The following is a 24287-nucleotide window of genomic DNA, read 5'->3' as shown; positions in this document are numbered from 1 at the left end:
GGGTCTCGCGGTGGCTGGGTTTGGATCTGATGACGGTTCAGGTCGCCGATGCAGCGGGCGCCGGCTCTGCCAGGCCCCTGAGGTTCTGCAGCCCGGCCTCGAAATCACGGCCGATCATGCGGTCCATATTGAAGATCACCCCCATCAGCTTGCTGACAAAGGGAGAGGGGCCGGTCATGGTCCAGCTCACCTGCGAGGCGCCGCCGGGCAGGGCTTCGATGCGGAACTCGGCCTGGTTGTGGGCCTCAAAGGGCTTGATGAAATCCAGGCGCATGGCCACACGCTGCGGGGCTTGCAGCTCGGTGATCTCCAGGCTGCCTTCGCCCACTTCCTTGCTTTGCCAGGCGTAACGCGCCCCGGGGCCGGCGGTCTGGGCGCTGTACTGGCCCTGGATCTGCGGGTCTTTCTTCTCGTAGGGGTTCCAGCGGTTGAACTGGCGCAGGTCTTGAATCAGGGCAAACAAGGTCTCGGGCGAGGCCTGGATGCGCAGCTGACGTTCGACCTTGAAATGGTCCGGCTGGCGCGAGGCCTGGAACAGCAAGACCAGCAGCAACAGGACCAGAAGGCCGCCGATCAGTTTGAACAGGGTGAGGACCATAAAGAGCTTCTTTCTCCGAACTGGGTTTGAGCGATGAGGCCGCATGGCCAGAGGCGCGCCCTCTGGCCGCCCTTGCCCACACGACGAAGCAGGCCCTGCGTTTTCGACATCACCGGGGCGGAGCTCGCACGAACTTTCCGTGCGTCCGTCCGTCTATCCCTCCTCAGCGCTGAGGATCAGGCCGGCTCTGCGTCCTCGAAACAGGGGCCGACCTGGCGCACCTCCACCGTGGCCCACTCGGCCGCCGGGCAGCGGGCCGCCATTTCCAGAGCCAGGGCGCGGCTGCAGTTCTTGAGCAGGAAGAAGCCGCCGATCATTTCCTTGGCCTCGGCAAACGGGCCATCGGTCAGCTGGGTCTGGCCCTCGCGCACCTGCAGGCGCACCGCCTGGCGGGTGGAAGCGAGCGAGTTGCTGGCTTCCAGCAGGCCACGCGCCTGCAGATCGGCACCAAAGGCCAGCATGCGGGCATAGGCCTGCTCGCCCCCGGCGCGGCCGCGCGCCTGGCGCTGACCCAGGGGCTCCACGATCAGGAGCATGTAGGACGAATCGGCCGGGGCGGCGCTGGCCGAAGCGGCAGGCGGCGCGCTCTCGAGCGCGGTGGCGGGGACGGGATTCGGGGTCGACATAGCACGGGGTTCCTTGCAAAGCTCGCTTGGCGCGCATTGTGGAGCGGCCAGGGCGGCTTGAACATGTGGTCCACTCCCAGGGTGAGTGATCCTTTTTCTACGACTTCTTCTTCCGCCGGTTCGCCGGATCCGTCGCGCGCCGAGCCCGCGTCGGCGGCGTCTGCCGGCAAGCCTGTGCCCCTGAACCTGCCCCGGCCGCAGCACGCCAGCCGCCTGCCAGCCGGCATCGGGCCCGAGCAGCTCTTGCGCATCCGCCAGGCGGCCTACCAACTGCCCCAGGTGCTGACGCCGGCTGATTTCGGCGCCGCCAGTGGCGAGGCCAGCGCCCAGGAGGCGGCGCTGGACCGCGCCGGCCTGGTGCTGCTGCAAAAAGCCGTGGCCGGTGCCCGCCCCAGCCGCTGGATCGCGCCGCGCCTGATGGCCGTGGCCCTGGCGCATCTCGATGTCGTCGGCACCGCGCCCACCGTGCGCGCGCTGATGCAGCAGCGCACGGTGCTGCTGGACGGCCTGGGCCTGAGCCGTGAGGGCCAGGGCTGGAGCCGGCTCTGCCGCCTCAACCTCAAGCTGGCCCTGCCGGGCTGGCAGATCCCGGTGGCCTTCCGCGTGCCGCTGGAGGACGACGGCCCGGTCTGGGCCTTCTACCGCGACGGCGACCTGCACGCCCTCAAGGCCGCCCTGGGCCAGCAACCGCCCTATGCCCACGCGGCGGAGCTGCAAGCCCATCTGGCCCAGCTGCTGGCGCGCAGCGAGGCCGGCCACCCGGAGCATCTCGATTCCCTGCTGCCCCGCCTGCAGGCCGAATGCGCCATGCCCCAGGCTTTCGAGCTGCTCAAGGCCGGCTGCACCCGCGCCCAGGACCGCTGGGAGCACCGCGTTGCCGAGCTCAACACCCTGGCCGGTTTGAACAGCGAGCTGGCCTTCCAGGGCTACCCCGACACCTTTGATGCCGCGCGCCGCCTGCAGCGCACGGTCACGCTTTACGTGGGCCCACCCAACAGCGGCAAGACCTACGCCGCCTTCGAGCGCCTGGCGCGAGCCCACGAGGGCGCCTACCTGGCGCCGCTGCGCCTGCTGGCCCTGGAAGGGCGCGACCGTCTGGTCGGCCGCGGCGTGCCCTGCTCGCTGCTGACGGGCGAGGAGAACGTGCCGGCCGATGGCGCCCGCGTCGTCTCCAGCACCATCGAGATGGTCAACACCAACAAGCCCATCGACGTGGCGGTGATCGACGAAGCGCAGATGCTCTTCGACCTCTACCGCGGCTGGGCCTGGACCCAAGCCATCGTCGCGGTGCCGGCCAATGAGGTGATCATCATCTGTTCCGCCTATGCCGTGCCGGCGATCGAGAGCCTGCTGGGCCTGTGCGGCGAGCGCTGCACGGTCCGGCATTTCGAGCGCAAGCAGGAGGTGCAGCTGCTGCCCGCCCCCGTGCCCATCGCCGCGCTGAAAAAAGGCGACGCCGTGGTGGCCTTCAGCCGCCGCGAGGTGCTGATGCTGCGCGACCAGATCGCCCAAGCCGGCCACCCGGTCTCGGTCATCTACGGCGCGCTGCCGCCCGAGGTGCGGCGGCGCGAGGCCGAGCGCTTTGCCAACGGCGCCGCCCACATCCTGGTTGCCACCGATGCCATCGGCATGGGCCTGAACCTGCCGATCCGGCGCGTGCTGTTCAGCACCATGAGCAAGTTCGACGGCCAGGGCGACCGCGCGTTGACCGTCTCCGAGGTGCACCAGATCGCCGGCCGGGCTGGGCGTTATGGCATGCACGACGAAGGCTTCTGCGGCGTGCTGCGCGAGGCCGAACCGCAGGCCGCCAAGGTACTGAAGGAGCTGCTGCCCAAGCAGCCGCGGGCACCGCGCGATTTCAAGGCCGCGGTGGCGCCGAACTGGTGGCATGTCAACACCATTGCCAGCCGCCTGGGCTTGAAGCGCCTGCGCGAGGTGCTCAGTGTCTTCATGGAACAGCTGCGCCTGGACGACGCCCACTTCGCCGTGGCCGAGCTGGAGCAGATGCTGGACCTGGCCGCCCAGCTCGACCAGGCCGCGGGCGGCCTGACGCTCAAGCAACGCTTCATCTACGCGCAAGCGCCGGTGGACAGCCGCACCGATGCCCAGGTGCAGGAGTACCTGGACTGGGCCCACCGCCACGCCCTCAACGGCAAGGCCGGCTCGCCCTGGTTCCTGCAGGACGTGGACGAACACAGCCGCCTCGACCGCATGGAGCAGGCCCTGCGCAGCTGCACGCTCTGGCTCTGGCTGGACCTGCGCTTCCCCGGCGTCTACGGCCAGGTGGCCGAGGTGGTGGACCTGCGCAGCCGCCTGAACGACGGCATCGAGCGCCACTTGAAGGGCAAGAAGCCGCTGTGGCAGACGCGGGGCGGGCGGCGGTGAGTCGTGAACAAGTGAACAAGTGAACAAGTGAACAGGTGAAGGGGTGAAGGGGTGAAGGGGTGAGGGTGACGGGTTCACCAGGCGCGCAGCGCCGCTCACTTGTTCACCCGTTCACCCAAAGAAAGTCCCGAGCATTCCGGTTGGATGTGTGCATGCAACTCGAAAGCTCCCGCCATGTCTGACACGGCTTTGACCCTGACCGACGCCGACCCGGCGCTGGCCTACAAGCTGGAATCCATCGCCATTGCCGGCGTGGCCGATCTGCAGATCCGCTCCCTGCTGGACCGCCAGCAGTTCAGCGATCCCCTCGGTGAGGCCGAAGCCCTGGGCATCTCTTCGGCCACCTGGCCCTTGTTCGGCCTGCTCTGGCCCTCGGGCCTGCGCCTGGCCGAGGCCATGGCCCTGCGCCCCCTGGTGGAGGGCGAAAGCATTCTGGAAATCGGCTGCGGCCTGGGCCTGGCCAGCCTGGTCAGCCACCGCCGCGGCGCCCTGGTCACGGCCAGCGATTGCCACCCCCTGGCCGGCCACTTCTTGATGGAAAACCTGCGGCTCAACGACCTGCCGCCGATGCGCTACTGCCACGGCGACTGGTCGGGCCAGAGCTGGGACGAGGAGCTCCTTGCCCTGGCCACCGCCGCGGCCAGCGCCAAGCGCCATCCGGCCGCAGCACGCCGCCATCGCCCGCGCGTGCAGGGCCGCTTCGACCTGATCATGGGCAGCGACATCCTCTACGAACGCGACGACGGCGGTGCACTCTGTGGCTTCATCGAACGCCACGCTTTGCCGCATTGCGAGGTGCTGGTCGTGGATCCCAACCGCGGCAACCGCCCAGCCTTCAGCAAACGCATGGCCGGCCTGGGCTTCGCGCTGGACGACCGCCTGCTGCGCTCGGCGCCCGAGGCGGCCGAAAAGTACAGCGGCCACCTGCTGCGTTTCCAGCGCTGAGCGCAAGTTTCCTCGGCGGCTAATATCGGCAGCCCATGGAGGAATGCCGTGTCCGAGGACTACAACGCCGAATCGGTGGCCTGCTTTGACAAGCATGCCCAGCGTTATGCCGAGAAATACTTCGAGCTGCGCGACTACGACCGCCACTACCAGGCCCTGGTCGATCGCCTGCCCGACAAGGCGCCGCGCCTGCTCGACCTGGCTTGCGGGCCCGGCAATGTGGCGGCTTTTGTGCGCCGCTGCCGGCCCGATGCCGACATCCTCTGCGTCGACCAATCGGCCGCCATGCTGGCCACCGCGCAGCAACGCCTGCCCGGCATCTCCACGCACCAGGCCGACTGCCGCGACCTGTCGGCCCTGAGCCCTGGTTTCGACGCCCTGGCCTTCTGCTTCGGCCTGAGCTATTTCAACGACGACGACGCGTGCCAGGTGCTGGCCGAGCTGGCCCGCCTGCTGCGCGCCGGTGGCCACCTGCTGCTCAGCAGCATCACCGGTGACCCGGCCGACAGCGGCGTGCAGCTGAGCAGCAGCGGCGACCGGGTGCATCTGTTCTACCGCCAGCCGGAGACGATTGCCAGCTGGCTCGCGGCGGCCGGCTTTGGCGATCTTGAGCTCGAACGCCTGCCCAGCCCCGCCAACGCCTCGCAGGCCACCGTGGATGTGGTGATCCTGGCGCAGCGGATGACGAGCGCCCAGCCCGCCGCCTGACGTCCCGATCCCCCGTTATGCTGGTGTTTCCAGATCCAGCCCGGCTCATAGCCTGACTCAAAGCCCGGCTTCAAGACCACGAGGAACGCAGCCCATGATCGATGCATCGCCGTCCCTGGCCCCCGATTCAGCACCCATCGAACCACCCGCAGCGACGGCGCCGCGCTTGTGGAACCCCAACGCAGCGGCCAGCTGGAGCTTGATCTTCAGCCCCGTGTTTGGCGCCCTGCTGCAGCGATCCAACTGGCTGGCCATGGGACATCCCGACAAGGCGGCGCGCTCGCTGCAGTGGGTCTGGGCTTATCTGGTGTTCCTCGTGGTGACGGTCGGTGTGAGCGCCGTGCTGCCGAGTGAGAAAGCGGCAGACTTGCTGACGCGTGTCGCCGGCCTGGTCTTTCTGGTGGCCTGGTACTACGCCAACGGCAAGGAACAGGTTGGCCTGGTGCTGGCCCGTTACGGACGCACTTACCCGCGCAAGTCCTGGCTGAAGCCGCTTGGACTGGCGCTGCTGGTGGCCATTGCCTTCGTGATGCTCGGAACCTTGCTGGCCATGGCCGAAGGGCTGCCCCATGAGTGAGGACTGCGAAGACCGCGCCGCCCGCATCAGCCGCAGTTTCGAGGCCCAGGGCCTGATGCGCACCCTCGGCGCCCGCCTGGCCTGGGTGGGCGAGGGCGAGGTGCACATCGCCATGCCCAACTCGCCCGCAGTCTCGCAGCAGCAGGGCTTTGTCCATGCCGGCGCCATCACCAGCATCGTCGACAGCGCCTGCGGCTACGCGGCGCTGAGCCTGGCGGCGCCGGGCTTCGAGGTGGTGTCGGCCGAGTTCAAGATCAATCTGATGCGGCCGGCCATCGGCACGCATTTCCTGGCCGTGGGCAAGGTGCAGAACGCCGGCCGCCTGCTGACCGTGTGCAGCGGCGAGGTGCGGGCCTTTCTGAGCGAGGACGCCCGCGACTTCAAGGTTGTGGCCTTGATGCAGGCCACCATGGTGCTGGTTCAAGCCCGCTGAGGCCCCGCCGCCGACCCAACCCCGGGGAAATCACCGGGAACTGGGCGCTATGCGCTCACTACACTGCCCGGGCGGTCCATGGGCCGGGCCTGAGATCGCGGGTCGGGTGTGACCGGCTCACTGCAGCGGGTTTCTTGCGCACCACGCTGGAAGAAATCCGCGGCCCCATCCCGGCCTGTCCATTTGTTCTCGGTCTTGACCGCTTGATTGCTCACCACCCCTGAGCCTGCACTCAATTCGACCCCTGCTGTGCCGATACCGCCGTCAATGAGCCGAGCATCCGTTTTCACGAAGGCTGAATCGCCTGTGCCTGCACGGGCGCGCGCCATGCCGGCCTGTGCCGGCTGGCTGCTGAGCCTGAGTTTGCTCGGGCTGACCGCCTGCCAGCCCGGCGTGCCCGAGCCGGATGCCTCGAACCGGGCGCAGCAAACCAGCGGCAAGAACACTCAGACCGAACAGCAAGACCCCATCTGGGACGAGCTCGAGCGCGTCGAACGCGAAGGGCGCAGCCACCCGGCGGCCAGCGAGCATGTGCTGCATGAGATGCAGCCACGCACCGCGCCGGGCAGTCTGGCGCGTGTGCAGCTGCTGGCCTTGCGGGGCTATCTGAGTACCGAGATGCGCGATGCCGCACTGACGGCCAGCATCATCAAGGACTTGGAAGAGTGGCCCAACGAAGCAAATCGGCGCGCTGCCAACCTGGCCCTGATTTACATCCGCGCCCGCCAGCAGCGCTTCAGCGACGGGCTGCGCCAGGCCGAGCGCACCATGGCCCCCCTGGCCGGCTACACGGTGCAAGAAACCGGGCCACTGCTGCTGCTGCGCTGCCATGATTTCCTGTCCTTTGTGCAGAGCGAGACCGGCGATGTCGACGCAGCGATTGCCAATGCCACCGAGGCGCTCAAGCTGGCCGATGCGATCGGCAAGCCCTGGCGCCGCGCCCAGACCCTGAGCAACCTGGCCTTCATCTACCACCAGGCCCAACAGCTGGACCTGGCCCGCCAGTTCAGCGACAAATCCCTGGCCGAGGTTGACCAAGACCCCAGCCCGGCCCTGCTCTACGACATCTACACCATGCGCGGCATCGTGCTGCAGACCTTGGGCTTGATGGACGGTGCACAGCAGGCCAAGCAGGCGGCTCTGGATGCCGCCCGCCAGGCGGGCTCGGACACACTGACCTCGCTGGCCCTGGGCAATTTCGCCGATTTCCACCTCAATCAGGGCCGCTACAGCCACGCTCTCAAGTTCGCCGATGAGGCCTTGGCTCTGGCCCTGGCCACCCAGCACATCGACTACGAGCTGCTGGCCCGCCACAACCGGGGCATCGCCAAGATCGGCTTGCGCCGTGTGGAAGAAGGCAAGCGCGAGGTGCTGGCTGCCCTGGCGCGCGACGAGCAACGGGGTGCCGACACCATCGTCGCCAATGCCTGGCTGGAGCTGGGCATGCATCTGGAGCGGGCCGGCGACCTCAGCGCGGCCGTGGAGGCGTTTCACCAGCACCGCCGCAAGATCGACAAGGTGCTGCGCGACGAAACCCGAAAGACCCTGCTGGAGATCCAGGAGAGCTACGAAGACGAACGCCGCGCCAAGGAAATCGAGCTGCTCAACCGCGACAACAGCCTCAAGACCGAGCAGTTGCGCGCCCGCGATCTGCAGCTGCGCCTGTGGGCGGCGCTGGGCGGCTGCATCGTGTTGTCTGCCGTGCTGCTGGGCCTGGCCTACCAACGCATCCGCAAGACCAACCGGGCTCTGGCGCACAGCAATGCCGCGCTCAAGATGGCCAGCGAGCGCGACCCGCTGACCGGCCTCGCCAACCGCCGCCATTTCCAGGCCGCCATCAAACGGCTGGCCGACAAGGGCATGCTGAGCGGCACGGTGTTCCTGATCGACATCGACCATTTCAAGCGCATCAACGACCAGCATGGCCATGCCGCCGGTGACACGGTGCTGATTGAAATCGCCCGCCGCTTGCAAGCGACGCTGCGTGATGAAGACCTGGTGGTGCGCTGGGGCGGTGAAGAGTTCCTGATCCTGGTCGAGACCCGCGAGGTCAGCTATGCCAGCACCCTGGCCCAGCGCCTGCTCGACCAGATTGCCGCACCCACGGTGCGGCATGGTGCGCAACACATCCCGGTCACGGCATCGATCGGCTTTGCCAGCTTTCCGGTGGCGCCGTATGAGGTGGCAGTCAACTGGGAACGCGCCATCGACCTGGTGGACACGGTCATGTACCTGGCCAAGGCCCATGGCCGCAACAAGGCCTATGGCATTGAATCCATGCAGGCCAGCGATGAAGACGGCCTGCAGGAGCTGGCCAAGGGCATGGAAGCCGCCTGGCAATCGGGTCAGGTCCAGCTGCTGACCCTGAACGGCCCGGCCCGTTTCGAGGAGAGCCGGCTGTGAAGCGGGCGCTGCACGCAAGCATTCTCGGCACCGGCCTGCTGCTGGGTTCGGCCTGGGCAGCTCAGCCACCGCAGGCACTGGCTGCCGCCCTGCCAAGCCAGCTCGATCAGCTGGTGCGGCGCGAAGACGATCAGTTGGATGAGGTGCTGCATGCCCTGCAGACACTGCGCCAGGAGCTGGCCGGGACAGAGCGGCCCGGCCCCGAACAGGAAGCGCGTATCGATTTCGCGGAGGGCATGGTCCGCCTGGTTCATGGCGACCGGATCGGCGCTCAGAAGATGGCCGATCAGCTGGCCCTGCAGGCCGGCCAGCTGACGCGCAGCCAGGTTTTGCGCGGCGAGATCGCCAGCCGCGATGGCCACCTGCAAAGCACGGCCGAGTGGGCCCGCCTGGCCCTGCAGACGCTGGAACGAAACTGCCCGCGCCAGACGCTGAAGTCAGCTGTCACCCAGCAAGTCTGCGACTATCGCCTGGCCTGGTCGGCACTGCGCCTGCTGGCCCGCACGCAGATGGCCGAGGGCGCAGTCTCGGCCGCCGAAGCCGGCCAGAAATATGCGCTGGAGCTGGCCCAGGCGGCCGAAGACCACCGCCGCAGCGCTTTCAGCATGGCCACCCTGGCCATGCTCTATCAAGACCAGAGTCAGCCCGAGCTGAGTCGGCGCTGGATAACGCTGGCCTTGCAGACCGCCCAGGGTGATCCGCAAGCCATGGGTCAGGTGAAATCCAACGAAGCCATCCTGGCGGCACGCGTGGGAGACCGCAAAGCCCAGCGCCAGGCCCTCGATGAAGGACTGGCGCTGGCGCGTGAGGCCGGCTCTAAGCGATTGACGGCCCAGCTCTACATCGGCCTGAACGACTACTACATGCAGGTCGGCCAGCCCTTGCGTGCCCTGCAGGCCGCGCAACCGGTTCTGGCCATGTTGTCGAGCCTGCCTGACGCGCGATTTGAGCGGGTCATCCGCAGCAATATGGTGGTGACGCGCATCCAGCTGCGTCAGTTCGAGCAGGCCCGCCAGGAGTTGACCCGGCTGCGCGAACTGAACCAGGGCAACACCGATCTGGTGCAGCTCTCGACCCAGCTGCGCGAACAGGGCGAGGCCTGGGCCTCGGTGGGCCGCCCCCGCGAGGCCATCCTGGCTTACCACGAGGAACGCAAGCTCAGTGCCCAGCTCAATGCCCGCAACCGTGAGTCGGCCATGCAGCAGCTCAGGATCAAGTACGACAGCGAACGCAAGCAACGCGATCTGAACCTGCTGGTCAGCCAGCAGGCCCTGGTCGACCGCCAGCTCAGCAACCGCCAGCTGGCCAGCCAGGTGAGTTATGCGGTGGCGGTCTTGCTGGGCCTGTCACTGCTCTTGGGTGGGGTGATGGTGCGACGCATGCACCTGGCCAACCAGCGACTCAAGGCCAATGAACTGCTGTTGCGCGCGCAAAGCGAGCGCGACCCGCTGACCGATCTGGCCAATCGCCGCCATTTCCTGGCCGTGATGAACGAGCAGACGCAACAGGATTTCCACGGTGCCCTGCTGATGGTGGACATCGACCACTTCAAGCATGTCAACGACCAGCATGGCCATGGCATCGGCGATGTGGTGATCTGCGAGGTGGCGCGGCGGCTCTCGCATGCCGTTCGGCAAGGCGATTTGGTGGTGCGTTGGGGCGGCGAGGAATTCCTGGTCTTCGCCTCCGCGGTGACGAGTGAGCAGCTGGCCTCGCTGGCCGAGCGCATCCTGCACACGGTGGCCGACACGCCGGTGCACAGCGCCGACGGGCCGCTGCGCATCACCGTGTCCCTGGGTTTTGCCCATTTCCCGCTGCCACCGGGCGAGCTGCCCCTGCACTGGGAGCAGGCGGTCAACTGGGCCGATATGGCGCTGTACACCGCCAAATCACGCGGCCGCAACCGGGCCATGGGCATTGCCGCCGTGCGTGCGGCCGACCGCGCCAGCCTGGAATCGATCGCGGCGGATTTCGAAGCCGCCTGCTCCAACGATCAGGTCAGCCTGCAGCAGATCCTCGGGCCCGGAGCGGCTTGAGGCAGCCCAGCGGCTGAGACAATCCGGCCGATGAACTCTGCCTCCGAGCCCTGGTTGGCCACACTGCGCCGTCGTTTGCTGCAGCGCTCACCCGATGCCCTGCGCGCCGACGTGATGGCAGCCCTGGTGGTCAGCGTGCTGCTGATTCCGCAAAGCCTGGCCTATGCCATGCTGGCCGGCCTGCCGCCGCAGATCGGACTCTACGCCAGCCTGCTGCCTCTGCTGGCCTATGCCTTGTGGGGATCGAGCCCGGTCTTGGCGGTCGGCCCAGTGGCGGTGCTGGCCCTGATGATTGCCCAGGCCTTGGGCGCACTGCCGCCGGGGGTCAGCCCCTCGGAAGGTGCCCTGGTGCTGGCGGCCGAGGTGGGCCTGATCCTGCTGCTGGCCGCGGCCTTGCGCCTGGATGCCCTGGCCTCGCTGCTCTCGGTGCCGGTGCTGCACGGCTTTGAAACCGGAGCGACATTGACGATTGCACTGAGCCAGCTGCCGGTCTTGCTGGGCAGCCCGGCGCAAGGCTTTGAATTGCCCGGCTTGTGGCAGAGCGCCCAGAGCAGCGGCTTTGCCTGGCATGGCTGGACGGCCGGCTTCGGCCTGCTGGCCTGCGGCCTCTTGCTGGCCGGGCGGCGCTGGTTGCGGCCGGGGCTGGCGCGCTTGGCACCCATGGGTCTGCTGTTGCTCGCCATGGCTGCAGCCAGCGCGGGTGATGTGGCGTCACACGGCGTGGCCCTGGTCGGCACCTTGCCGCCCATGGATTTGCACACCAGCCTTCCACGCACGGAAGCCGAACTGTGGTGGAACCTGGCGCCCAGCGCCCTGCTGATTGCCTTGATCACCTACGTCTCCAGCCTGGTGGTAGCGGAATCGCTGGCGCGCCGGCGCGGCGAGAAAGTGCAGGCCGGCGCCGAGCTGCGCGGCCTGGCGGCAGCCAATCTTTGTGCGGCCTTCAGCGGCGGCATGCCGGTGGCGGGCAGTTTTTCGCGCAGCGTCTTGCTGCATGAAGCCGGCAGCCGCAGCCGGCTCAGCGGCGTGTTTGTCGCCCTTTTCATGGGCTTGGCCATGGGCTTGCTGGCCGGGCCGCTGGCCTCGCTGCCCAAATCGGTGCTGGCGGCGACGATTCTGGTGGCCGTGCTCTCTGGCCTGAAGTTCCAACCCTTTGTCGAGGCCTGGCGCTATGCCCGCGCCGAGGCGCTGCTGATGGCCGGCGTGGCTGCCATCGTGCTGTGCTGGAGCGTCAGCGCGGCCCTGGCCCTGGGCGTGCTGGGTTCCATCGCCCTGCTGCTGCAGCGCACGGCGCGGCCCCATGTGGCCTTGATCGGCCGGGTGCCCGGCACCGAGCATTACCGCAATGTCGGCCGGCATGCCGTGCAATGCCAGCCCGGCGTGCTGGGCCTGCGCATCGATGAAAGCCTGCTCTTCACCAATGCGCGCAGCCTGACCGAGGTGGTGCAAAGTTTCTTGAACCACACCGAACCGGGGGCTGAGCCGATGCGCCGCGTGGTGCTGCTGATGTCCCCGGTCAACAGCATCGATTTCAGCGGCCTGGAGGCCTTGCGCGAACTGCACAGCCACCTCAAACGCCAGGGCCTGCGCCTGGATTTGAGCGAGGTGAAGGGCCCCGTGCTGGACCGCCTGCGCGCCGCCAACTGGACCCGTTGGTTCGAGGGCGAGGTCTTCCTCAGCCACCACCAGGGCATGGTCCAGGGTCAGCCGAACCCTGTGGACAAACTTGTGGATGAATCTTGAACAAGTGCCCGCTTGTCCACAGGCCGGCGCTTGCATCCAAAGTTGTTATCTCTCGAGTGAAAAGTTCAAGGCCTGGCGTCCACATGCTTTGGAAGCTGCCAAACACTTGTCAGGACTGAGAAAATTGCGCTTGTCCACAGCCAGGGTTCACCCTTACTACGACTACCATTCTTAAAAATCTAAAAACCATATTGATATTGCAAGGCGAAGTCTTTGATGAACACCGACACCCTGTACTCCGCCTCCTGTGGCTTTGAGTCGGCCTGCCAGATCCCGGCGCTGCCCTCGGGCCACCGCAGCCGCGGCCTGCATGGGCACAGCTATTTCGCCACCATCCGAGCCCAGCTGCCCGCGGGCTGGGCGCCGTTTCCAGGCGCCGAAGTGGAAGAACTGCGGCGCCGGCTGGAAGCCTGCGTGGCGCCGCTGGACCATGCCCTGCTGAACCAGACCATCGAACAACCCACCGACGAGAACATCGCCCGCTGGATCCGCCTGCGCCTGGAGCATGAGTTCGGCGTGCCCGGCATTCAGCAAGTGGGCATCCAGAGCACCCAGCACAGCGGGGTCGATCTGGACGTCAAGGGCATGGCCCATGTCTGGCGCCGCTACCGTTTTCAAGCGGCCCACAAACTGCCCAATGTGCCGATGGGCCACAAATGCGGCCGCATGCACGGCCATGGTTTCGAGGTGATCGTCCATGCCAACCAGGACCTGGGCGAGCGCGACATCAGCATCGACTACGACCATCTGGACGAGGTCTGGGCACCCTTCCATGCCGAGCTGAACTACCACTGCCTGAACGAGATCGAGGGCCTGAGCAACCCGACCAGCGAGGTGATCTCGGCCTGGCTGTGGGCGCGCATGAAGCCGCTGTTGCCCGAGCTGAGTTGGCTGACCGTCTACGAGACGGGCTCCTGCGGCGCCAACTTCGACGGCCAGAACTACCGCATCTGGAAAGAGCTGACCTTGGACAGCGCCATCCAGCTCAAGGCCGCGCCGGCCGACAGCCCGCTGCGCGCCATCCATGGCCACACCTACACCTTGCGCCTGCACCTGAGCGCCGAGCTCGATGCGGTGATGGGCTGGACTGTGGACTTTGGCGATGTGAAGACCTTGTTCGACCCCATCTTCAAGGCCATCGACCACCGGCCGCTCTACGAGATTGCCGATCTACCCGATGGCGATACCGCCAGCCTGGCGGCCTGGGTGCTGGGCAAGGCCCGGGTCGACCTGCCGCAGCTGGACCGTGTGGACATGTACGAGACCCGCGGCTGCGGCTCTATCGTCAGTGTGGCCACCGCGGTGGACCTGATCCCGGTCTGAACGTCACGAAGCGAACGAAGCAAGCACACACGCATGACCTACGCCGTCAAAGAAATCTTCTACACCTTGCAAGGCGAGGGCGCACAAGCGGGCCGAGCCTCGGTGTTCTGCCGCTTTGCCGGCTGCAACCTCTGGAGCGGGCGCGAGGAAGACCGCGCCCGCGCTGTCTGCAACTTCTGCGACACCGATTTCGTGGGCACCGATGGCCAGGGCGGCGGCAAGTTCGCCACGGCCGAGGCCCTGGCCGATGCCATTGCCTCGCGCTGGCCCTCAGACCGGCCTGGAAGGCCTTATGTCGTCTGCACCGGGGGTGAGCCCCTTCTACAGGTGGATGTACCCCTGATCGAGGCTCTGCACGCGCGCGGCTTCGAGATCGCCGTCGAGACCAACGGCACCCAGCCGGCGCCGGAAGGCCTGGACTGGATCTGCGTCAGCCCCAAGGCCGATGCCGAACTGGTGCTGACGCGCGGCCATGAACTCAAGCTGGTCTATCCCCAGCCGCTGGCGCGGCCAGAGCGCTTTGCCGGGCTGGACTTCCAGCATTTCTTCCTGCAGCCGCTGGACAGCGTGCTCAAGACCCAGCACACCCGCGAGGTGGTGGACTACTGCATGCAACACCCGCAATGGCGCATGTCGGTGCAGATGCACAAGGTCATTGGCATCGAGTGAATGACGGAGCCAGGTGGTCTGAAGAACAAAAGGGGAGCTTCAAGCTCCCCTTTTTTTGTCCGCACGGGCCACAAGAGCCCGTGCATGGATCGCTGAATCGCGTTCCTTTTACTTCCAGCCCTTGGCGGCCAGGCTGCGGTTCACCAGATCGGCGATCTGCTGATGACCGGCCGGAGTGGGATGGAAGCCATCCGAGAAGGCGTAAGTCTTCCACCAGTTGGCGCCACCGCTGACGCCGGCCGGGATGCTGGCCGACAGCGCTGTTTGCGTGCAGGTCGGGAAGGTGTAGGTCGGCAGGCCATCGGCGCCGGTGCCGGTTTGCGGGCAGGCCGGTGTCTTGACATTGCTGAGGCCGTACTTGGCCGGATCGGCGAACTGGTCGTTCATCATGCTGTAGAAGTCGGCCACGGCAACCCGGGCTTCACCGGCAAAGCGGCTCTCCAGACGCTTGTTGAAGGCCGTGATCCAGCTCTTGAACAAGGCTTCGGATTGAGCGCGAGCCGTGGCACCGGCGGTGCCGCCACCGCTGGCCAGGGCAATGCCATCCAGCACGCGCTGGAAGCGCGGCGTGATGGTGATACTGGGCAGGTTCAGGACGACCACCTGCTGCGCGCCCTTGCCCAGCACATAGCTCTGAATGCCATCGGCAAACTTGTCGGCCAGGGCTTCCATGTAAGTGGCGCCGCCAGTGGCCATGGTGGCCGCACCGCCGGTCACGATGGTGGTGACCTGGCTGGCGCTCAGCACCGTGCCCAACAGGGTCGAGAAGGCAGCGGCCTTGTCTGTCGGAGCCTTGAGGTAGGCGCCGACCAGATCAGCGGCGTCATTGCCACCGCCATCGATCAGGGCCAGATCCGAAGCCTTGTAGGGGCCGGACAAAGAGGCGGTGATCATCTGCAGCACGATGCCGCGCGGATCGGAGGCATTGGTCTGGTTGATCACACCGCCACCGATGGCGTAGTTGCTGCAACCCGGCTTGCTGTTGGTGGTGAAGGTGGTACCGGTGAAGGCGTAGTAATTGCACAGGCTGCTGCCCATGCTGGCGGCAATGCGTTCCGGATAAATCTGCGTGTCGGCGCCTTGCACAGTGAATCGGAAGCCAAAGGTGCCGGAATCGGCCAGGCTGTCACCGAAGACCTTGACGGCCGTGATCTTGGCCGGCGCGGGAGCGTCGGGCACCGGGTCGCCATTGCCACCGCAGGCACTCAAGGCCAGGGCGGCAGCCAGCGGAACGAGGAGCTTCTGAAACTGTTGCATGGGACAACCTTTGCTTTTGCGAAGAGGGAGGCCGGGCCCCGATCGGGGCCTCGTCTTGGGGCTGAAGCGAACTCTAGGCACCAACTTGGCCCGGGGTTCTGCGTGTTTGCCCCAGAACGAGGCCTGAATTCGCTCCAAAAACCTGAATTTAGAGTGAATCCTCCAGGAACTTGTCACACGCGGGACAAGTTGTCGCCGGTCGGAAACAGGACGTCGGTGGATTTCAGGCTGTCAAGGCACAAGCTTGTGGATAAAAAAAGGACAAGCAGGGGTTTATCCACAGGGAAAGTGGAAAGTCCGGACTTGTTGTCGGTTGTGCAGTCTTCAATCCCGGGTCGTACCCACATGGTTTGAAGTGAGCTAAATCATTGATCTCATTCATGAAAAATGACTTGTCCACAGAAACGATTGCCCTCTACTAAGACTACCAACTTAAAAAATTGAAATACCTATGAATAAGAGAGGGGGAGAGATTCTTCAGAAGCTGCACAGTGCGCTGGAAGCGGGCTGAGGGCATGCCACACTTGCATCCCATGGACATCCAAGACCTGCAAAAGCGCTTGCGCAGCTTTGCTGCCGAACGCGACTGGCAGCCCTATCAAACCCCCAAGAACCTGGCCATGGCCCTGGTGGTGGAAGCCGCTGAGCTGGTGGAAATCTTTCAGTGGCTGACGCCCGAGGAATCCCAAGCCATTGCCCAAGACCCCGCCAAGCACCAGCATCTGGGCGAAGAAATCGCTGATGTCCTGCTCTACCTGCTGCAGATCGCCGACCAAAGTTCGGTGGATATCGCCGCCGCTGTCGAACGCAAGCTGGCCCTCAATGCCATCAAGCACCCGGTGCCCGCCAAAGCATGAGCGTGTTCAGCAAAGGCGTGGAGACGGTGGCCGTCATCGACTTTGAAACCTCGGGTCTGGGCCCTGGCAGTGGTGGCCGAGCCACCGAGATTGCCGCTGTGCTGGTACGGGGTGGTCAGATCGTCGATCGTTTTCAGAGCTTGATGCACACGGGCGTCTGGGTGCCGCCTTTCATCGAGCAACTCACTGGCATCAGCAACGCCATGTTGGACGACGCCCCGCCGGCGGCTGAGGTGATGCGCGAACTGGCCCAGTTCACCCGTGGCTGCCCTCTGGTGGCCCACAACGCCTCCTTCGATCGCGGCTTCTGGCAGGCGGAGATGGCTTGGGCGGGTTGCGAGCCGGATCCTGCACACGAGTTTGTCTGCACCGTGCTCCTGGCACGCCGTCTCTATGCCGATGCGCCCAACTGCAAGCTCGGCACCTTGGCGCGACATTTCCAACTGCCCGATTCGGGCCGGGCCCACCGTGCACTGGCCGATGCCAGCACCACGGCCCACCTGCTCTTGCGCATGAAGCAGGACGTGGCCGAGCGTTTCGCCGGGGATCTGGGGCCTTTGGCGGTGGACCATGCGGTCTTGTCCTGTCTGCAGCGCAGCAGCAAGACGGCCCTGAAGCGCGCCGTGCAAGCGCATGCCAAGGCCAGGCTGGGGGCGCAGGCCCTTCTTCTTTCGGCCTAGAAAATATCGCGCTGTCAAGCGCCGGCCCGGCGCGCAATGGCAAGCAAAATACCGCCCTTCCGTTTCGTGTTCCCGCACAAGAGCATTTGCCGCCCGGTCTGAGCCGATGGCGGCTGGTGGTTCGGAACTTCGGGAGTGGTTCGTTCTTGGTTTCCTTTTGAGTTCTTTCTTGTATGTCGAGTATTCAGGTTCGCCCCGCCACGCTGCGTGATGCCAAGGGCATTGCAGAAATCCATGTCGCGGCTTGGCAAGACGCCTACAAAGGTCTGCTGCCCGATTCCGTGCTGGACGCCCTGTCGGTGCAGAAGCGCCAAGCCTTCTGGCGCGAAGCGATCGATCTGTGCGAGCCCCAGGTGGTGGTGGCTCATATCGACAACGAGTTGATGGGCTTTGTCGGTTTCGACCGTTCGCGCGACAAGGGCACGCCTTCGAGCACCGGCGAGATCTGGGCCATGTATGTGAACCCCATCCATTGGGACAAGGGCGTGGGCTTGGCCTTGTGGGATGCGGCCCGCGACGGCCTGCAAGAAGAAGGCTGCACCAAGGTCACGCTGTGGACCTATCTGCGCAATGAACGTGCCTTGCGCTTCTTTGACCTGGCCGGCTTCAAGCGCGAGCTGGGCAGCGCCAAGACCACCGAAGTCGGTGGCGTTCGTCTGGAAGAACTGCGCTTGCATCGATCCCTGGTCTGAGAGCATCGGCGCTTTGGCGCCTGAGCTTCTCCAGTCTCATGACAACCAGCGGCCTTCGGGTCGCTGGTTTTTTTTCGTCCATTTTTTTGAAAGACCTAGCGCTTTATTCAAGCGGATTCTTGCAGCTGAAGAGATGCGTGTGTTTTTCGATGGCGACGGGCCAAAGTCAAAGCAAGGAGAGGGTAAAGTAATGCCCCCTTACTTTCTGAATTGACGACACGTGCTGGCCAAGCTGACTTCCAAGAATCAATTGACGCTTCCGAAAAGCGTGACCCAGCCCCTGGGACCCGTGCAGTACTTCGAGGTCCACACCCAAGCCGGCCAAATCATCCTGACCCCCGTGCGAATCCAGCGAGGCGACGCGCTGCGCGCCAAACTCGCCGAGCTCGACATCGACGCCAAAACCATCGAGTCCGCCCTGCGCTGGGCCGACAAAACCATCGAGACCCCGGCTCGAAAAAAAGCAGCCTCCGGAGGAAAAAAGCCTGCAGCTCAAAAAACGGTTCCGGTCAAAAAAACGCTGGCAAAACCATTGAGTGCCGCGAAATCGATCGCAACAAGAAACGCGGCGGCAAAAACACGCAAGGCGGCAGCGGTGAAAACCACTGAGACCGCGAAAGCAGCGCCCAAACCCCGCAGCGCCACCCGCAAGCAGGCGAGCCCCAAGCCGGTGTCGGCGCAAAAAGTCTTCGCGCGCGCCAAGGCGGTGAAGCGGTGAGTCGGGTCCGCACGCGGTCCATGAAAGCCGTGCAGGCCCGCCGCGTCGTCCTGGACCTGCCTCTGCTCCTGCAGGCCTTGTTGTGCAGCGATGACACCGCTCAGGCGCTGCGTCAGGCTTGGCAGTCCGGGGCTTGTGTGCCCTTGGTCAATGCCGAGATGGCGCAGGCCTTGATCACGGCCTTGCGTTTTCCTCGCCTGGCGCTCAGCGAGGTCCAGCAGCAGGAGCTTTTGGCTGATTTCCTGCCCTACGCCGAGGTGGTGGGGCCACCCGCGCAAGCGGATCGGCGACGTTCGCGCGAGGCTTCGCCCGCCCTGGAACTGGCCTTGTCGCCGCATGCCAAGGCCGAGCTGTGGTTGTGCAGTGACCCGGCTCTGAGATTGCGCGGCCAGCGCTTGATCAGCCGCCGTCAGCTCCCGGGTTTGAAGGGCGTGAGCGGCGAAGAATTTCTCGCCGGCCTGTCATCTGCTGGACACGATGTAACGGGTTAGTCTGCTAGGCTGCGCGCCTCAGCATCATGAATCGATTCGACCAAAGTTCTCCGACCACCGGTATGTGGCGGGTGGTGTTTTACGAGCGCCGCGCCAATCGTGTGCGCCTCGACCGATCCGGCCCCTGGCTGACCAGCAAGCAACTCGCCCGGCAATGGGCGAGCTGGTTCGGTGAGCGCGGTTACCACGTGGCTTTGCAGGATCAATCCGGGGAACTGGAACGGCTTACCGTGGGCCTGCCGGGCTGAGGCTCCCGATCACGGCTTGAGATTCAGTGCAGACGCGGCCGGATGGCGGCCGGGCAGTAGCCGTGGTATTCCAAGGCCCAACCCTCGGTGGCACTGTGTTCGCAGTGGCTTTGCACATACTGGGCGCTGAGCTTCTTGGCGGCCGCCCGTTGCACCAGTGCTTCGGCTTGCGCCGGGCTCAGTTGAAGGGCGAACAGGGTCCAACGTCGCTGCAGAAGCGAGTCTGACCATGCATCCTCGAGGGCCCAGCGGATGTCCTCCTCGCGATCGAGTGACTTCACGGCCAGTACACGGGGGGCCAGGGCCAGCACAAAGCGGTTGAAGTCACCACGCAGCTTGTCGCTGGGCAGGAGGGCTTCGATGCGGGCCAGGCGCTGGCTCCAACCGGGGCGCGCCAGTTGGCGCGTCACCAGGGCTTGCAAGGCCTGGATGGGGTTGAACAGGCGCAAGCGGTTGGGTGGCAAGACATGAAGCGGGATGCGTGCAGCCTCCTCGTGGGGCAGGGCGGTGACAAAACTGCACAGGGTGGCGATGCGGGCCCATTGTGTGGCGTCCAGTCCCGCTGTCTGTCGGATCGGACCCTGTTGCAGGCTGCTCGCCAGGGCTGATGCACTGTGCCAATCATGGCTGGCTTTGGCGGCATTGGCTTGTCGGCTCAGGTTGACCAGATTGCCGGCGGCATAGCCGGCATCGTCACGCACGCGGTCGATGGATTTTTGCAGTGCATCGGCAGGCTTGTCATTCAGCGCCTGGCGCAGGATGGGGCAGTACGCCGTGTCGATCTGCTGCAGGAAATTGGGCGTCAGCTGCACCAGCTCAAAGCTGCGGCCGCGTGCCCAGGCATGGCTGCGCAGGGCCAGCCAGCGCTGGGTGTGGATGGTGGCGGGCAGGGTGCGAGCGCCGAAGGTGGCGGCACCGGCCAGCCAGCCCTGGCGCAAGGGCGAGTTGGGGTAGAGGTGCTCGACCGGCGGGGTCAGGCCGTGATGGGCATAGTCCCAGCCGAGCGCCTGGCCCAGGGCCTGATGGGCCGGCAGGGGCGACGTCAGGGTCAGGTCTTGCTCTTCGGTGCTCGGGATGGTGTGGCCGACGTGGATGAAGGCCAGATCCTGTTGTCGTGCGGCGCCCGGCGTGGCGCTGGCGTTCACGGGGGTGAGGGTGCGTGCTGCGATCGATGCCATGGGAAATCTCCTGGTGCCGGTCACCACGAACTTGAGCGACCTTGTGGCACAGTGTCTGGGCTCACTGGCTCATGACGTGAGCTACCGAAAAACAGGAGATCGCATGGATCGCACCGAGCGTTTCTACAAGATCGAGATGATGATTCGCAGCCGCGAATGCGTCAGTTTTGCCAGCTTGCTGGAGACACTGGAGGTGTCACCGGCCACCTTGAAGCGTGATCTGCAGTACCTGCGTGAGCGCATGGACGCGCCCATCGAATACGACGCCAGCGCCAAGGGCTACCGTTTCGGCCAGCAATGGCGGGGCCGCCAGCACGAGTTGCCAGGGGTCTGGTTCAGCGAGAAAGAGCTGCATGCCTTGCTGACCATGCACCAGATGCTGTCCAGCCTGGACGAAGAGGGCATCCTGAGCCGACATCTGCAACCCATGTTCGACAAGCTGACCAGCATGCTGGGTGTGGATGAGGCCGAGGCCAAGGAGCTGACCCAGCGCATCAAGCTGATCAGCACGGCCCGCCGCCGCGTGGTGGCCGAGTGTTTTGAGACCGTGGGCAGTGCCGTGGTCAAACGCCAGCGCCTGAGCATGGGTTATCGCAGCCGCAGCCAGGGTGGTCGGGCGGGGCAGCTGCGCCGCCGCACGGTGTCACCCCAGCGCCTGGTTCATTACCGCAACACCTGGTATCTCGATGCCTGGTGCCATGACAGCGAGGGCTTTCGCCGCTTTGCGCTCGATGCCATGGAGGGCGTTGAGTTGCTGTCAGAGCGCGCCAAGGCCGTGCCGCTCAAGCAGTTGGAGGCGGAGCTGGATCAGGGCTACGGCATATTTGCCGGCGCCCAGGCCCAGCAAGCCCATCTGCTGTTCAGCGCCGAGGCCGCGCAATGGGTGAGCAAGGAGGAGTGGCACCCGAGCCAGCGCAGTGAGTGGCTGGACGACGGGCGCTGGCGCCTGGAGGTGCCCTATGTCGATGCCACCGAGCTCTTGATGGACTTGTTGCGCCATGCCGGCCAGGTCGACGTCCTGGGGCCGGCCAGCTTGCGCACGGCGTATGCCAAGCGCTTGCGCGGCGCGGTCGACGCTTTGGCTGCCTGAGGCAAGCCTCAGGCGTCGGAGCTCGGCGTTTCGTCCTGATCCAGGCGGGCCAGGCGCTCGCTGTGCCAGTAGATGTCGTCGCCGCCCAGGCCGTCCAGGTTGGCACGGTTGAGCACGCGGGCCAGCACGAAGAGCAGGTCGGACAGGCGGTTCAGGTACTGGCGCGGCGCGGCGTTGATGGTCTCCGAGGCGGCCAGGGTGACCACGGCGCGCTCGGCGCGGCGGGCCACGGTGCGGCAGACATGGGCGATGGCGGCGCTGCGCGTGCCGGCCGGCAGGATGAACTCCTTGAGCCGGGGCAGGGCGGCGTTGTAATGGGCCAGGGCCTGGTCCAGGCGCAGCACGGCGCCTTCCTTGAGCAACTCGTAGCCGGGCATGCACAGCTCGCCGCCGAGATTGAACAGCTCGTGCTGGATGGTCACCAGCAGCTCACGCACATCCTCGGGCAGGGGCTCGGCCAGCAGCACCCCGAGGTTGGAATTGAGCTCGTCCACATCGCCCATGGCCTGCACGCGCAGATGATCCTTGGGCACGCGGCTGCCATCGCCGAGGCCGGTGCTGCCGTCGTCACCGGTGCGGGTGGCAATATTGGAAAGTCGATTGGCCATGGGGCTTGCCGGGTCCGGCGTGGTCTGTGAAGAAGCCGGCATCTTGCCCCAAGTTCAATGGCCCGGTGGCTTCAGTGGCGACGGCCACTGCGATGAAAGGCCGGCTTGTGTCCGGCCATTTGCGCATGGCGCGGCGGCTCGGCGGGTGCACTGACTTTCAAGCCGGGGTCGTCACGCAAGGGTTTGGCTTCGGGCGTGAGTGTCTGCAACAGGTTTTTCACGGCCAGGCGCAAGAGATCCAGCCGCAAAGCACCCACCAGAGCCAGCAGCAAAGCCAGCAAGATCAGCAGGGTCGAGAGATCAGCCATGGTGTTCAAGCCTCCATCGAACTGACAAACATCGGCAGAGCAGCCGATACGCCCATGGTGTCACGGCCTGGCGCTGTCGTCCACGGCTTTGACTGTCAGCCCTTGTTTCGCCCGTGTTTGTTTGCAGGAGGCAAGAAAAAAGCCACCGGGGTGAGCCGGTGGCTTTGGCAGGCCGAGGCGCCGCGTGAGCGGTATCGCGTCAGAACTGGCGGTTGTACTGCAGACCCAGCAGGGCCGAGTTCAGCTTGTAGCGGCCCTTGATGGTGGCGCAGCTGGAGGTGTTGCCGGACGGATTGCAGACGGCGGAGCCCGCGGCGTTGACCTGGGCACCGTTGTCGTACATATCGATCTGGCTCGGGGCCACACGGATGAAGCTCAGGGCGAAGTCGATGGAGTTCTTGCTGTCCAGCTTCCAGTTCAGGCCACCGGAGATCCAGGTGCGGTCATTGTCAGGAATCGAAGGGGTGCGGGTCGTGGCCTTGACCGGGCTTTGGTCGTAGGCGATGCCGGCGCGCAGCTTCAGGTCGTCGCTCCACTGATAGTTCAGACCGAAGGAGCCGCGGATGGTGTTGATCCAGTTCTCCGGGGTCAGCGAATCCGGCAGGTTGTTGGCGAAATCGATGCGCAGTTCGCTGAAACGCGAGTGGCGGGTCAGGGTGACATCACCCATCACGGCCAGCTTGTCCTGCTGTTTGAAGAAGGACAGTGACAGCGACTCGGGCGTGTCGACCTTCAGGCTGGCGTCGCTGTTGGTGTAGAGGCCGACCAGACGTTGCTGCACCGTGGTGCCAGCGCCGGGCAGGACGCCGTTCAGCAGCGTGGCCAGGTTGGCTGCCGGGGTGGCCACGTTCCAGACGGCTTCGCCCTTGAGCTTGTGCGCAATCTTGGAGCGGTAGGCGATGCCAAAACGGGTATCTTGGTTGGGCGAATACATCAGACCCAGATTGAAGCCCAGGCCCCAATCCTTGCCTTCCACTTCCACGCCACCGGAGTACAGCGGGTTGCCGGAAGCGGCTTTGATCAGACCACCGAGGCGGTTGATGACGGCCGCACGCACCATATCGACCGGCACGCCGGGGGCAGAGTTGGCCGCGACCTGCTGTTCGATGATCAGGGCCAGTGCACCGGAGCCGAAGTCCGCACCCTTGGCCAGATTGCCTTCGATGTACTGCGCGGTCAGGCCTGCACCCACGCTCAGCTTTTCATTGACCTTGAAGGCGATCGAGGGGTTCAGCGCGATGGTCTTGAGCTCGGTACCGATGCTGTTGTAGCGGCCGGCCCAGTCTTTGTCGTACTCGCTCTTGGAGCCGAAGGGCACGAAGAAGGCCATGCCGATCGAGGTGTCTGCGTTCAGCTTGTGGGTCAGGTAGGCATGGGGCACGGCGGTGGTGTGCACGAACTTGCCGCCGTTGCCACCCTTGGTGGGCAGGCCAAAGCTGGTGATGCTGCCTTGGTCTTCGAACGTGCCCTTGGGCAGGACCACGTTGAGAACGCCGGAGGCTTGCGTGCCGTCCAGGCGGGTCATGCCGGCCGGGTTGTAGAACAGCACCGAAGCGTCCGAAGCTTCCGCGGTGTTGGCGTTCGCCGTGCCTTGGGCCGAGGCCGATTGCGAGCCGAAGTGGTAGCCGGAGGCCAGGGCGGATTGGGCGCACAGGCCGCCGATGACGGCCATGCCAAGCGCGGAAAGCTTGAATTTCATAATGTCTCCAGTGTT

Annotated in this window: 24 protein-coding genes; 17 read left to right on the top strand and 7 right to left on the bottom strand. The window is 65.4% G+C overall.

Features of this window, described 5'->3' with window-relative positions; translation table 11 throughout:
* Positions 1-37: 37 nt before the first annotated feature.
* Both OOB33_RS04010 and OOB33_RS04005 read right to left on the bottom strand, forming a co-directional pair.
* The gene (locus OOB33_RS04010) at positions 38-598 is read right to left on the bottom strand and encodes an SRPBCC family protein (RefSeq protein WP_102768769.1); all 561 of its coding nucleotides are present in this window, start codon (positions 596-598) and stop codon (positions 38-40) included.
* A gap of 176 nt (positions 599-774) precedes the next feature.
* On the bottom strand, positions 775-1134 hold the full coding sequence (locus tag OOB33_RS04005) for a YciI family protein (protein ID WP_243392886.1): 360 nt from the start codon (positions 1132-1134) through the stop codon (positions 775-777).
* Positions 1135-1398: 264 nt separating this feature from the next.
* On the opposite strand from OOB33_RS04005, the gene OOB33_RS04000 reads away from it, so the two are divergent.
* From OOB33_RS04000 to queE, 10 genes are all read left to right on the top strand, one after another.
* Complete coding sequence (locus OOB33_RS04000; protein WP_243392823.1) at positions 1399-3609, top strand: helicase-related protein; 2211 nt, start codon at positions 1399-1401, stop codon at positions 3607-3609.
* A gap of 174 nt (positions 3610-3783) precedes the next feature.
* Positions 3784-4554, top strand: a complete 771-nt coding sequence (locus OOB33_RS03995) for a class I SAM-dependent methyltransferase (protein ID WP_243392824.1) — start codon at positions 3784-3786, stop codon at positions 4552-4554.
* Between the two features lie 48 nt (positions 4555-4602).
* On the top strand, positions 4603-5262 hold the full coding sequence (locus OOB33_RS03990; RefSeq protein ID WP_165794635.1) for a class I SAM-dependent DNA methyltransferase: 660 nt from the start codon (positions 4603-4605) through the stop codon (positions 5260-5262).
* A 94-nt stretch (positions 5263-5356) separates the two neighbouring features.
* Positions 5357-5839, top strand: coding sequence for a hypothetical protein (locus OOB33_RS03985; protein ID WP_102768772.1), 483 nt, complete (start codon positions 5357-5359; stop codon positions 5837-5839).
* Positions 5832-6272, top strand: coding sequence for a PaaI family thioesterase (locus OOB33_RS03980; RefSeq protein WP_102768773.1), 441 nt, complete (start codon positions 5832-5834; stop codon positions 6270-6272). The genes OOB33_RS03985 and OOB33_RS03980 overlap by 8 nt, the downstream gene beginning before the upstream one ends.
* 327 nt (positions 6273-6599) lie before the next feature.
* A complete protein-coding gene (locus OOB33_RS03975) occupies positions 6600-8675 on the top strand; it encodes a diguanylate cyclase (RefSeq protein ID WP_271007746.1) in 2076 nt (691 codons plus the stop codon).
* Positions 8672-10711 carry a GGDEF domain-containing protein gene (locus tag OOB33_RS03970; RefSeq protein WP_271007745.1) on the top strand — a complete coding sequence of 680 codons (2040 nt, stop codon included), beginning with the start codon at positions 8672-8674 and terminating at the stop codon, positions 10709-10711. The genes OOB33_RS03975 and OOB33_RS03970 overlap by 4 nt, the downstream gene beginning before the upstream one ends.
* 30 nt (positions 10712-10741) lie before the next feature.
* The gene (locus tag OOB33_RS03965; protein ID WP_271007744.1) at positions 10742-12454 is read left to right on the top strand and encodes a SulP family inorganic anion transporter; all 1713 of its coding nucleotides are present in this window, start codon (positions 10742-10744) and stop codon (positions 12452-12454) included.
* 216 nt (positions 12455-12670) lie between these two features.
* Complete coding sequence (locus OOB33_RS03960; protein ID WP_271007743.1) at positions 12671-13777, top strand: 6-carboxytetrahydropterin synthase; 1107 nt, start codon at positions 12671-12673, stop codon at positions 13775-13777.
* A 33-nt stretch (positions 13778-13810) separates the two neighbouring features.
* A complete protein-coding gene (gene queE, locus OOB33_RS03955; RefSeq protein WP_271007742.1) occupies positions 13811-14446 on the top strand; it encodes a 7-carboxy-7-deazaguanine synthase in 636 nt (211 codons plus the stop codon).
* A gap of 108 nt (positions 14447-14554) precedes the next feature.
* Here queE and OOB33_RS03950 read toward each other — a convergent pair whose 3' ends face one another.
* Complete coding sequence (locus OOB33_RS03950) at positions 14555-15703, bottom strand: SGNH/GDSL hydrolase family protein (RefSeq protein ID WP_102768779.1); 1149 nt, start codon at positions 15701-15703, stop codon at positions 14555-14557.
* Positions 15704-16236: 533 nt separating this feature from the next.
* Between OOB33_RS03950 and OOB33_RS03945 the strand changes: the two genes are divergently transcribed.
* From OOB33_RS03945 to OOB33_RS03920, 6 genes are all read left to right on the top strand, one after another.
* A complete protein-coding gene (locus OOB33_RS03945) occupies positions 16237-16560 on the top strand; it encodes a nucleotide pyrophosphohydrolase (RefSeq protein WP_102768780.1) in 324 nt (107 codons plus the stop codon).
* Positions 16557-17240, top strand: a complete 684-nt coding sequence (locus OOB33_RS03940; RefSeq protein WP_171828517.1) for a 3'-5' exonuclease — start codon at positions 16557-16559, stop codon at positions 17238-17240. Before OOB33_RS03945 ends, OOB33_RS03940 begins: the two co-directional genes overlap by 4 nt.
* Positions 17241-17413: 173 nt before the next feature.
* Complete coding sequence (locus OOB33_RS03935) at positions 17414-17932, top strand: GNAT family N-acetyltransferase (RefSeq protein ID WP_102768782.1); 519 nt, start codon at positions 17414-17416, stop codon at positions 17930-17932.
* A gap of 220 nt (positions 17933-18152) precedes the next feature.
* Entirely contained in the window at positions 18153-18650 is a 498-nt protein-coding gene (locus OOB33_RS03930) for an AbrB/MazE/SpoVT family DNA-binding domain-containing protein (protein ID WP_271007741.1), read from the top strand.
* 20 nt (positions 18651-18670) lie between these two features.
* Complete coding sequence (locus OOB33_RS03925; RefSeq protein WP_271007740.1) at positions 18671-19141, top strand: PIN domain-containing protein; 471 nt, start codon at positions 18671-18673, stop codon at positions 19139-19141.
* A 26-nt stretch (positions 19142-19167) separates the two neighbouring features.
* The gene (locus tag OOB33_RS03920; RefSeq protein ID WP_133155244.1) at positions 19168-19389 is read left to right on the top strand and encodes a hypothetical protein; all 222 of its coding nucleotides are present in this window, start codon (positions 19168-19170) and stop codon (positions 19387-19389) included.
* Positions 19390-19412: 23 nt separating this feature from the next.
* On the opposite strand, the gene OOB33_RS03915 is transcribed toward OOB33_RS03920, so the two are convergent.
* Positions 19413-20567 (bottom strand): hypothetical protein, encoded by a 1155-nt coding sequence (locus tag OOB33_RS03915; protein WP_271007739.1) that lies wholly within the window; start codon positions 20565-20567, stop codon positions 19413-19415.
* A gap of 103 nt (positions 20568-20670) precedes the next feature.
* Between OOB33_RS03915 and OOB33_RS03910 the strand changes: the two genes are divergently transcribed.
* A complete protein-coding gene (locus OOB33_RS03910; RefSeq protein WP_271007738.1) occupies positions 20671-21657 on the top strand; it encodes a helix-turn-helix transcriptional regulator in 987 nt (328 codons plus the stop codon).
* 8 nt (positions 21658-21665) lie between these two features.
* Here the strand turns inward: OOB33_RS03910 and OOB33_RS03905 are convergent, their stop codons facing one another.
* The 3 genes from OOB33_RS03905 to OOB33_RS03895 form a co-directional block, all read right to left on the bottom strand.
* Positions 21666-22265: a cob(I)yrinic acid a,c-diamide adenosyltransferase gene (locus OOB33_RS03905; protein WP_102768787.1), complete on the bottom strand. Its 600-nt coding sequence runs from the start codon at positions 22263-22265 to the stop codon at positions 21666-21668.
* A gap of 71 nt (positions 22266-22336) precedes the next feature.
* On the bottom strand, positions 22337-22573 hold the full coding sequence (locus OOB33_RS03900; protein ID WP_171828513.1) for a hypothetical protein: 237 nt from the start codon (positions 22571-22573) through the stop codon (positions 22337-22339).
* A 199-nt stretch (positions 22574-22772) separates the two neighbouring features.
* On the bottom strand, positions 22773-24272 hold the full coding sequence (locus OOB33_RS03895; protein ID WP_271007737.1) for an OmpP1/FadL family transporter: 1500 nt from the start codon (positions 24270-24272) through the stop codon (positions 22773-22775).
* Between the last annotated feature and the right edge of the window lie 15 nt (positions 24273-24287).

This window comes from Paucibacter sp. B51, from assembly GCF_027863535.1.
In the GTDB taxonomy this organism is placed as follows: domain Bacteria; phylum Pseudomonadota; class Gammaproteobacteria; order Burkholderiales; family Burkholderiaceae_C; genus Paucibacter_A; species Paucibacter_A aquatilis.
Note: the sequence above shows the minus strand (reverse complement) of the source record. Positions and strands in the feature narration are given on the sequence as shown.